The organism is Thermosynechococcus sp. M3746_W2019_013 (assembly GCF_015296045.1).
Classification (GTDB): Bacteria; Cyanobacteriota; Cyanobacteriia; order Thermosynechococcales; family Thermosynechococcaceae; genus Thermosynechococcus.
Genome location: NZ_DVDW01000053.1, coordinates 19,422 through 28,500 on the forward strand (window position 1 = coordinate 19,422; position 9,079 = coordinate 28,500).

Below are 9,079 nucleotides of genomic sequence, written 5' to 3' on the forward strand. Positions count from 1 at the left end.
GTTCTTAACTAAATTTAACATATCCCTCCTGAAGGCGGGAGTTTAGTTCATCATAGTCTCGCGGAGGCGATCGCGCCGTTGCTGGAGAGCGGCTTGCAGCAGAGGATAGCTCCGTAACTCAGGATCCTCTGCGATCAGTTCAGTCGCTGCCAATCGTGCCGCTTCTAGGCAATCTTGATCCTCAACAAGGCTAGCTAGAGCAAAGTCTGGTAATCCCGATTGCCGCGTCCCTAACACCTCCCCTGGCCCCCGCAGCCGCAGATCCATCTCCGCAATAAAGAATCCATCCTGAGACTGGGCCAGCACATTCAGCCGTTGCCTGGCAGCATCATTGCGAGCACTATTGAGCAGCAGAAGACAATAGGACTGTTGGGCACCCCGCCCCACCCGCCCCCGCAGTTGATGGAGTTGTGATAGGCCAAAGCGTTCAGCATCTTCAATGAGCATCACTGTAGCATTAGGGACATCCACTCCCACCTCAATCACCGTGGTAGCCACAAGAATATCCAGTTGCCCCTGGGCAAAGGCTTGAATCGTTGCATCCTTCTCACTAGATGCCATGCGACCGTGGAGGAGTCCTACCCGAAAATTGGGAAAAATCTCCGTTTGTAATCGCTTGTGCTCGGCAATGGCGGATTTCAAATCCACTTTTTCCGATTCCTCAACCAAAGGCAGGACAATGTAGGCCTGACGCCCTTGGGCGACTTCACGGCGGATTAAATCGTAGGCACAGGAGCGATCGCCCCGTCCCAAGATGGTTGTTTGAATTGGCTGCCGACCGGGGGGCAATTCATCAATTTGACTAACATCTAAATCTCCATGGAGAGTCAACGCAAGAGTGCGGGGAATCGGTGTCGCCGTCATGGTCAGCACATGGGGCAGGACTCCCTTGGCTTGTAGCTTTGCCCGTTGGGCTACCCCAAAGCGGTGCTGTTCATCAATCACCACTAGACCGAGCCGCTGAAACCTCACCCCCTCTTGGATAAGAGCATGGGTACCCACCAGCACCGGCAATTCCCCCGTTGCCAATTGATCGAGAATCCGGCGTCGCTTGGTTGTGCGTACGGAGCCCGTGAGCAGTTCCACCGGCACATGGAGGGGGGTAAGCCACTCAAAGAGCTTGCGATAGTGCTGCTCTGCCAGAACCTCCGTGGGCGCCATCAGTGCCCCTTGGTAGCCAGACTGCACTGCCGCCAATAGGGCAATCACGGCAACAACGGTTTTCCCTGACCCCACATCCCCTTGGAGAAGGCGATTCATGGGAATCGGCTGCTCTAAATCCGCCAAAATTTCCGCCACTACCCGCTGCTGTGCCCCTGTGAGTTGAAAGGGCAACCGTTGGTAAAACTGCTCAATGAGTTCCCCTTGGGGCTTGAGGGGGGCACTGGCCTGCTGTTGCTGCTGTCGCCGCCGTTGGAGTAGCCCCAATTGCAGATAAAAGAATTCATCAAAAATCAGCCGCCGCCGTGCCAGACTCAGTTGGGTTTGATCTGGCGGAAAGTGTATGTGACGCAGCGCCATGTCTAGGGGCATGAGTTGGTGACGTTGGCGTAGCGCTTGCGGTAGGGGATCAGGATAGCCTTGCACCAAGGGCAGAATGCGAGCGACCGCACGGCGAATCACCTCGGGCGATATCCCCTCCGTCAGTGGATAGACGGGCACAATCCGGCCAATGGTGAGGGAGTCTATTTCTGCCCCAGCATGATCCAGCACTTCCAACTCTGGATCCTCAAGGGTGAGGCCGTACTTCGTCCGCTTCACGAGGCCAGAGGCGGCCACAAGGGTCTGGGGGGCGTAGAGGCGCTTTTGCTGCTCTTGCCATCCCCGTTGGGCATAGCGGGCCCCGGCATAGAAACGACTCAGGCGAATTTCTCCGGTGCGATCTTGAAGAATAATTTCTAGGATGGTCAGCTTGGCATTGCGCGGACTGGTAAAACAGTTGCAGCGGCGGACTTTACCCACAAGGGTGACGGTCTCCCCAGCTTGGAGTTGCCGAATCGGGACTTGGCGCGCATAGTCAATGTGATCGCGGGGGAAGTAGTAAATGAGATCCGCAACCGTATAAAGCCCGAGTTTTGCCAATTTCGCCGCAGGGCGATCGCCTACGACGCAGCGGAGCTGTTCGCCAATCCCAGGCACTGTTTTGAGGGCTTGATCGAGGGGACGGGATCTTGGGGGTGAACTGGCCAGTTGTTTGTGGACATCGTGGAGCAGTTGGCGGGTTTTCACCACCAGGTGTTGTCGTTGGCTGGGGGACAGATCGTTGTAGTGGGCATAGGCTGCCGCTGTTTTCTGCCAGCGATCGCGCACCTGAGGAGGCAGTTGTTGCAGAGGGGCCTGCGTTAACGCTTCGTGTAAATACTCATTGAACCGATAGGTATTGCCCTGAAGGTTACAAAAACCCCGCTCCGTTTCAATGGCAAGGGCGCGTTGTAGGCGTGGCCAGTCAAGGGACACAGGAGGCCTCCTTACCTAAGGTTCACCATCCATGACCTCGGGAACACGCGCGGTCGCATCTGCGGCGTCATTGGCTTTCCACGTTTGCCACCATGCGCGACTGGCCTTGAGAACCAAATATTGCCGCTGTTTTTTGTGGAGTTGTTTTTGCAGGGTGGCCAGACGCGCTTCCAGTTGGCGAATTTGACTGCGCTGATTGGCGAGGGGGGGGTGCTGAAACTCCAATTCCTCAAGTTGCAGATAAATAGCTGCGATGGGGTGATGGCTCGAGGATTCCCTGGAGGACTCACTTGTGTCTTGCTTCTCTTCGCCTTCCTCTTGCGGCTTCTGCTCATCCAGCATCATGGTCAACAGATGGGGAATCCGCCCTAGGGGACGATTTTCCGCCTGACTGGCAATCTCTAAAATCACCGCGATTGGGGCAGGCGGTAAGATAGCTGCCCGTTGCAGCAGATGGTTAATCTTGAGCGAACTTTGATAAAGGACTTGGCTCAATTGCTGCGGTAGGGAGGTAGGGTCCTGTGAGCTTGTTGAGTCTTCCTCCCCATTCGTCGCCTCTTGGGCTGGAGTTTGGTCTGCTTGGCCGCGGGGTTGTAGGCCTAAGATAGTACTCTCCAAGGCGATCGCCAGTTCAGCAATCTGACGCTGAAGTTCCTGCCGCTCGGCATCCTCAAGGCTCAAAAATTGCTCTGGAAAGACTTGGGTGCACACCTGATAACTCACGGTGATCAACTGCTGACGGGCAATGGGGGCGAGCATCTCCAAATAAACATCATAAAGCTGACGCATTTCCGCCAACGCGGTCAATAGCATCCCCTGCAACCCTAAAATTTCCCGCTCAACGGCTTCTAAGTTACCGGACATACAGGCCTAAACTGGCATAACGGCAAAACAGTGCTGCTGCGTTTAAGAAGACTGTTTCTACAATCTATTACAAAATCTTGGTGAGCATAGACTATTTGCCGACTCATGGCAAGATAGTGGGGTTGCAAAGGTAAGGCAGAAACGTGGATATTATTCTTTGTCTACAAGCAGTCATCCTCGGCTTGGTGCAAGGCATTACAGAGTTTTTACCCATTAGCAGTACCGCTCACCTGATTCTCTTTAGTGATCTGTTGGGGTGGAAGAGTGTCTGGCACAAAACGGCCCTAGATGCGATGCAGTTTGGAAGTGTGATCGCAGTTTTTGGGTATTTTTGGCAGGATATTCGTCAAATTGTCCAAGGGGCTTGGCAGGCATGGCAGCGGCGGGATTGGCAGCGAGAGGAATGGAAGTTATTGGTTGGTATTGCGGTAGGCACCATCCCTGCATTAGCGGCAGGACTGCTTCTGAAATTGGCCAAAGTGGAGTTGGATCAGCCTCAGGTCATTGCCACGATGGCGATCGCCATGGCGATTCTCCTGGGCCTAGCGGAAAAGTGGGGTTCCCGTAAACGCACGTATCAGGACATTGGCATTTTGGATGGCTTTTTAGTGGGGTGCGGCCAGATGATTGCCCTGTTACCGGGGGCTTCACGCTCAGGCTCCACGTTGACTGCGGCTTTAGCTTTGGGACTAGAGCGGCAGACAGCGGCGCGCTTTTCCTTTCTGTTGGGCATTCCCACTCTGACGATCGCCACACTGGTGCAAGCCAAAGATGTTTTTGATCAAGGCACCCTCTTCATTCCCCTTGTGATTGCCATGCTATCGAGTATGGTGTTTTCCTATCTGGCGATCGCTTGGCTGCTACGGTTCCTGCAACGCCATTCCACTTGGATCTTTATCTGGTATCGGATTGGCTTGGGAGCTGCGTTGTGGGGTGCGATCGCCCTCGGTAGTCTGCAAACCTAAAGAACAACATTTAGCAAAATTTAACCTTATCTGTGGTTGAGATCACAGGGAAATGAGGGATATCTGAGCATAGTAGGTATGGGATAGTGAAATCAAGGAAGCTGTACAGAGGCGCGATTGCTATCCAACCCCATCAAGCCAGTAAGGCACACCTGGATCTGCTTATTTTTTTGGCCACAGTAGGAAACCCCAAGCGTGTGTTCTATGTTCAGCACGACAGGCAACACCGACCTAAAGCATTCCACCCTTTCGCTGTTGCAGGCATACCAAGATAACCCTGCACCGGAATTGCGGAATCGCCTTGTTGAGTTGAACATAGGATTGGTACGCAAGGAAGTCCATCGCTGGGTACGGTGCACCCAAGAAAGCTTTGACGATCTCATGCAAGTGGGCACCCTTGGTCTCATTCACGCCATTGAACGCTTTGACCCAACTAAGGGGGTGGCCTTTAGTTCCTTCGCGATTCCCTATATTCGCGGTGAAATTCAACACTACCTGCGGGACAAAAGTCCCCAAATTCGCGTGCCCCGACGTTGGCAAACATTGCAAAGCCAAGGAAAGCGAGTCATTCGGGAATTACGCCAACAACTGGAGCGCCCCCCCACCGATAGCGAAATTGCCCAGGCCCTCAATGTCCCCCTTGAGGAATGGCAGGAGGCAAAATTTGCCAGCTACTACACCACCCCTGTTAGCCTCGATGCCCCTACCTTTGAGGGTGAGGAAGAGGCCGTTGCCCTCGGTGACGTCGTGCCCGATCAACGGTACCAAAGTTTTCAGCTGGCCGAGGAAGATCGGATTCGTCTGCAGCAGTGTCTGCGTAAACTGGAAGCCCGCACCTGTCAAATTCTGGAATTTGTCTTTTTGCATGATTTGAGTCAAAAAGAAACCGCTGAACTTTTGGGCCTCAGTGCGGTCACAGTCTCTCGGCAGATTAAAAAAGGCCTCCAAGCCCTACAACAGATGATGCGTCACGATGACGCTGAATCTTGAAAATGCATAAAATATACTCATGGTTGATTTTGCTGCCCCCCTAGCGGCTTTAGCGGCACATCGTTGGTTCAAACTCATCAACGGTGCCAGTTTCCAAGATGTTGCCCAAATTTATAACCTGACGTTGGCCTATGCACTTGCAGGGGCTGATTGTATCGATGTGGCCGCCGACCCTGCCGTGATTTACGCAGCCAATGAGGCCTTGGCCGTTGCCGCCAGCCTTGGTGCAACCCGCCCCCTACTGATGGTGAGTATTAACGATGGGACTGACCCCCATTTTCGGAAGGCCACATTTGATCCAAGTCGCTGCCCGCCAGGGTGCGATCGCCCCTGTGAACGCATTTGTCCTGCTGAGGCGATTCGTTTTAATGAACAGGTGCAAGGGGTGGTGCGCGATCGCTGCTATGGGTGTGGTCGCTGTTTACCCCTGTGCCCGCTGGGCCTGATTACCACCGATGAGCAACCCGCAGTCTTTGAGGACATCACGTCCCTGATTAGGGCTGGCACGATCCAAGCCCTCGAAATCCACACCCAACCCCAACGTTACAGTGCCTTTAGCGAGCTTTGGCAGCAAGTGCGCCCGTGGGTACGGTATGTGCAGGTACTGGCCATCAGTTGTCCCCAAGGGGAGGGGATAATTGACTATTTGCATTGGATCAATAGGCAGATTCAACCTTTGGAGTGTGCTCTCATTTGGCAGGCCGATGGCCGCCCTATGAGTGGCGATATTGGCGATGGCACAACGCGAGCCACCATTCAATTGGGTCAGGCGATTTTAGGGGCAAATTTACCCGGATTTGTGCAGTTGGCGGGCGGCACAAATGGCCATACGGTTGCTAAACTCAGGGCAATGGGACTATTAGCTCCAGGGGGAATTGCTGGTGTTGCCTATGGTAGTTATGCCCGCAAACGCCTTGCCCCTTTCCACGCGATCGCCGACCAACCCTGGCAAACTGTTCCTGACGTCCTTGCAGCGGCTGTCGCTGAAGCAGCTACCCTTGTTTCTCCGTTGAAATCTGTCCCGTCACTCTCTGTGCCCTATGGTTGAATTGACTGCTGGACAACGCCAAGTCACTGACGATCTCGATCAATTATTAGCCATCCTACCGCCGCCCCTTGGACAGTCCCTCACCGATCATCCGCAGCGGGAAGAACTCCTAGAAATTGTTCTAGATTTGGGGCGACTGCCGGAAGCGCGGTTTATCCACAGCACCCAATATCTTGCCGCGACGCCCGTCAGCCGTGAGATGTTGCAATATGCCGTGGATCGGGTGGGCGAGTTTAGTGGTGACAATCGCGCTGGGATTGAGCGTACGCTGCACCGTATTAGTGCCCTGCGCAATCGCCAAGGAACGATTATTGGCTTGACCTGCCGGGTGGGGCGAGCCGTCTTTGGCACGATTGGCATGATTCGCGACTTGGTTGAAAGTGGCCAGTCCATTTTGCTCCTGGGGCGGCCGGGGGTCGGTAAAACCACCGCTCTACGGGAAATTGCCCGCGTTTTGGCGGATGAGTTGCACAAGCGGGTGGTGATTATTGACACCTCCAATGAAATTGCTGGCGACGGTGATATTCCCCATCCGGCCATTGGCAAGGCACGGCGGATGCAGGTGGCACGCCCAGAACTTCAGCATCAGGTGATGATTGAGGCGGTGGAAAACCACATGCCCCAAGTGATTGTTATTGATGAGATTGGCACAGAACTAGAGGCGCTAGCGGCACGCACAATTGCTGAGCGAGGCGTACAACTGATTGGTACGGCCCACGGCAACCAAATTGAGAACCTGATGAAAAACCCGACCCTCGCAGATTTAGTGGGGGGCATTCAATCGGTCACCCTTGGGGATGAGGAAGCGCGCCGCCGGGGCACCCAAAAGAGTGTTCTTGAACGCAAAGCTCCACCCACCTTTCAAATAGCTGTGGAAATGCTAGAGCGCGATCGCTGGGCCATTCATCTCGATGTGGCTGCCAGTGTGGATCTCCTGTTGCGGGGGCGCCAACCAGTTCCGGAAATTCGCAGCGTTGCTGCCGATGGCTCAGTGGTGATTAGTCGCCCTGAACCTGCCCCCCAGCGATCGGAGGTCAAATCTGCGCCTCAGCGTCCCTCCTGGCGGGACAGTGGCCAGATGCTACCGGTCACTGATGGCAGTAAAGAACCTCTGCGAGCGAATTTTGCCCGGTTGCTGGAAGCGACATTGGATGCCCCCACGGTCGGTCCGAATGGGGAAGAGCTCCCCCTCCACGTTTTTCCCTACGCCGTCAGCCGCCACCATTTAGAGCAAGCAATTCAGACCCTAAACCTGCCCATTGTGGTCACGAAGGACATTGATCAGGCGGATGTGATTTTGACGCTGCGCTCCCACCTCAAGGGGGAAAGCAAGCTGCGGCACTTGGCCCATATTCACCATCTACCCATCCATGCCATCAAAACCAACAGTATGGCGCAAATTGTCCGAGGGCTACGGCATTTGCTTGGCATTGAAGACCCCAGCCCAGCAGAGTCAGCGGATCTCTCCCTCTTTAGTCCAACGGGCAGTGATGATGAATTGGAAGCCCTTGAGGAGGCGCGCTTAGCCGTGGAAGAAATTGTTATTCCCAAGGGGCAAGTCGTGGAGCTACTCCCGCGATCGGCGAATATTCGACGGATGCAGCATGAGCTGGTTGAGCACTACCACTTGACTTCCTGTAGCTTTGGTGAGGAGCCAAACCGACGACTGCGGATTTATCCCAACTTCTTGCGCTAATTAGGGATTTACCAGCGCCTGTAAAAAGGCGCCTATGCGGTCAATGGGCAAAACATGCTGCACACTCCCAAGGGCAATAGCCTCCTTGGGCATACCAAAAATCACACTGGTGGCTTCATCTTGGGCAATGGTGATTCCGCCAACCTTGGCAATTGCTTGCATCCCCGCTGCGCCATCATCTCCCATTCCCGTGAGCAACACCCCAATAACGGCATCGCCATAGTAAGCTGCTAGGGAGCGAAACATTACATTGACAGAGGGACAATATCTTTCGTTGGCAGAAGCGGGTATCAGGCAAAACTTGCCTCGGCAATCAATTTCTAAACTCAAATGATCTGGTGCAAAATACACGGTTCCAGGTTGGGGCGTTTCACCGGCAGTTGCCACAGTAACCTGCAGTTTGGTTTCTTGGGATAGCCAACATATCAGACGGCTGAGAAAGCCAGGACTAATGTGCTGGGTACAGACAATGGGTAGAGGGAAGGTTGCAGGCAACGACTGCAAGACCTTGGCGATCGCTTGAGGGCCCCCTGTCGAAGCACCAATTCCAACAATAGCTAGGTTTAATGATGAGTGCCCCTTTGGCAGGGGTGGCGCTGCAACACTTGGAGAACTAAGGGTAGGACGTAGGGAGCGGGTAAACACTTTCACTCCTGCAAGTACTCGAATCTTATTCAGCAGTTGGGCGCGATCGTAATCGGCTAGCAGACCGCTACTCGGCTTGGGAAACACATCAATTGCACCTGCTTGCAGCAGCTCAAAGACCGTTTCTTCCTCGGCTGTAGCTACGGTGATCACTAAAATAGGACGCGGGTAACGCGCCATAAGTTGACGGGTTAGCTCTAACCCATCTATTTCTTTCATGTACAGATCCGTGCAGACAACATCCGGTTGGCAGGATGGAATTGCAACGAGGGCCTCTTTGCCGTTGGTGGCTACCCCAACAACCTGAATATCGGATGCAGATTGCAACAGTTGCTTAAGAGTGTTCAGGGCAATTGGTGAGTCTTCAACTAAAAACACCCGAATAGTCATTGAAGTAGACTTTACACATTCTCA

The 9,079-nt window shown here is 54.0% G+C and carries 7 protein-coding genes; 4 read left to right on the forward strand and 3 right to left on the reverse strand.

The window, feature by feature from the left end:
• Positions 1–42: 42 nt before the first annotated feature.
• Positions 43–2,457: an ATP-dependent DNA helicase RecG gene (gene recG / locus IGQ16_RS09885; RefSeq protein ID WP_297061333.1), complete on the reverse strand. Its 2,415-nt coding sequence runs from the start codon at positions 2,455–2,457 to the stop codon at positions 43–45.
• A 15-nt stretch (positions 2,458–2,472) separates the two neighbouring features.
• Positions 2,473–3,321: a hypothetical protein gene (locus tag IGQ16_RS09890; RefSeq protein WP_297040628.1), complete on the reverse strand. Its 849-nt coding sequence runs from the start codon at positions 3,319–3,321 to the stop codon at positions 2,473–2,475.
• 143 nt (positions 3,322–3,464) lie between these two features.
• On the opposite strand from IGQ16_RS09890, the gene IGQ16_RS09895 reads away from it, so the two are divergent.
• The 4 genes from IGQ16_RS09895 to IGQ16_RS09910 all read left to right on the forward strand — a co-directional run bounded on the left by IGQ16_RS09895 (position 3,465) and on the right by IGQ16_RS09910 (position 8,020).
• Positions 3,465–4,286, forward strand: a complete 822-nt coding sequence (locus tag IGQ16_RS09895) for an undecaprenyl-diphosphate phosphatase (RefSeq protein WP_024125658.1) — start codon at positions 3,465–3,467, stop codon at positions 4,284–4,286.
• A gap of 204 nt (positions 4,287–4,490) precedes the next feature.
• On the forward strand, positions 4,491–5,276 hold the full coding sequence (locus IGQ16_RS09900) for an RNA polymerase sigma factor SigF (RefSeq protein WP_297061336.1): 786 nt from the start codon (positions 4,491–4,493) through the stop codon (positions 5,274–5,276).
• Positions 5,277–5,295: 19 nt separating this feature from the next.
• A complete protein-coding gene (gene ldpA, locus IGQ16_RS09905; RefSeq protein ID WP_024125660.1) occupies positions 5,296–6,324 on the forward strand; it encodes a circadian clock protein LdpA in 1,029 nt (342 codons plus the stop codon).
• The gene (locus IGQ16_RS09910) at positions 6,317–8,020 is read left to right on the forward strand and encodes a R3H domain-containing nucleic acid-binding protein (protein ID WP_024125661.1); all 1,704 of its coding nucleotides are present in this window, start codon (positions 6,317–6,319) and stop codon (positions 8,018–8,020) included. Before ldpA ends, IGQ16_RS09910 begins: the two co-directional genes overlap by 8 nt.
• Here the strand turns inward: IGQ16_RS09910 and cheB are convergent, their stop codons facing one another.
• Positions 8,021–9,055: a chemotaxis-specific protein-glutamate methyltransferase CheB gene (gene cheB, locus IGQ16_RS09915; RefSeq protein ID WP_297061339.1), complete on the reverse strand. Its 1,035-nt coding sequence runs from the start codon at positions 9,053–9,055 to the stop codon at positions 8,021–8,023.
• Between the last annotated feature and the right edge of the window lie 24 nt (positions 9,056–9,079).

What these genes read in the sequence shown, in the direction of transcription:
- IGQ16_RS09890 (WP_297040628.1), bottom strand. Translation starts at nt 3,321, where the DNA reads ATGTCCGGTAACTTAGAAGCCGTTGAGCGGGAAATTTTAGGGTTGCAG.
- IGQ16_RS09900 (WP_297061336.1), top strand. Translation starts at nt 4,491, where the DNA reads ATGTTCAGCACGACAGGCAACACCGACCTAAAGCATTCCACCCTTTCG.
- ldpA (WP_024125660.1), top strand. Translation starts at nt 5,296, where the DNA reads ATGGTTGATTTTGCTGCCCCCCTAGCGGCTTTAGCGGCACATCGTTGG.
- IGQ16_RS09910 (WP_024125661.1), top strand. Translation starts at nt 6,317, where the DNA reads ATGGTTGAATTGACTGCTGGACAACGCCAAGTCACTGACGATCTCGAT.
- cheB (WP_297061339.1), bottom strand. Translation starts at nt 9,055, where the DNA reads ATGACTATTCGGGTGTTTTTAGTTGAAGACTCACCAATTGCCCTGAAC.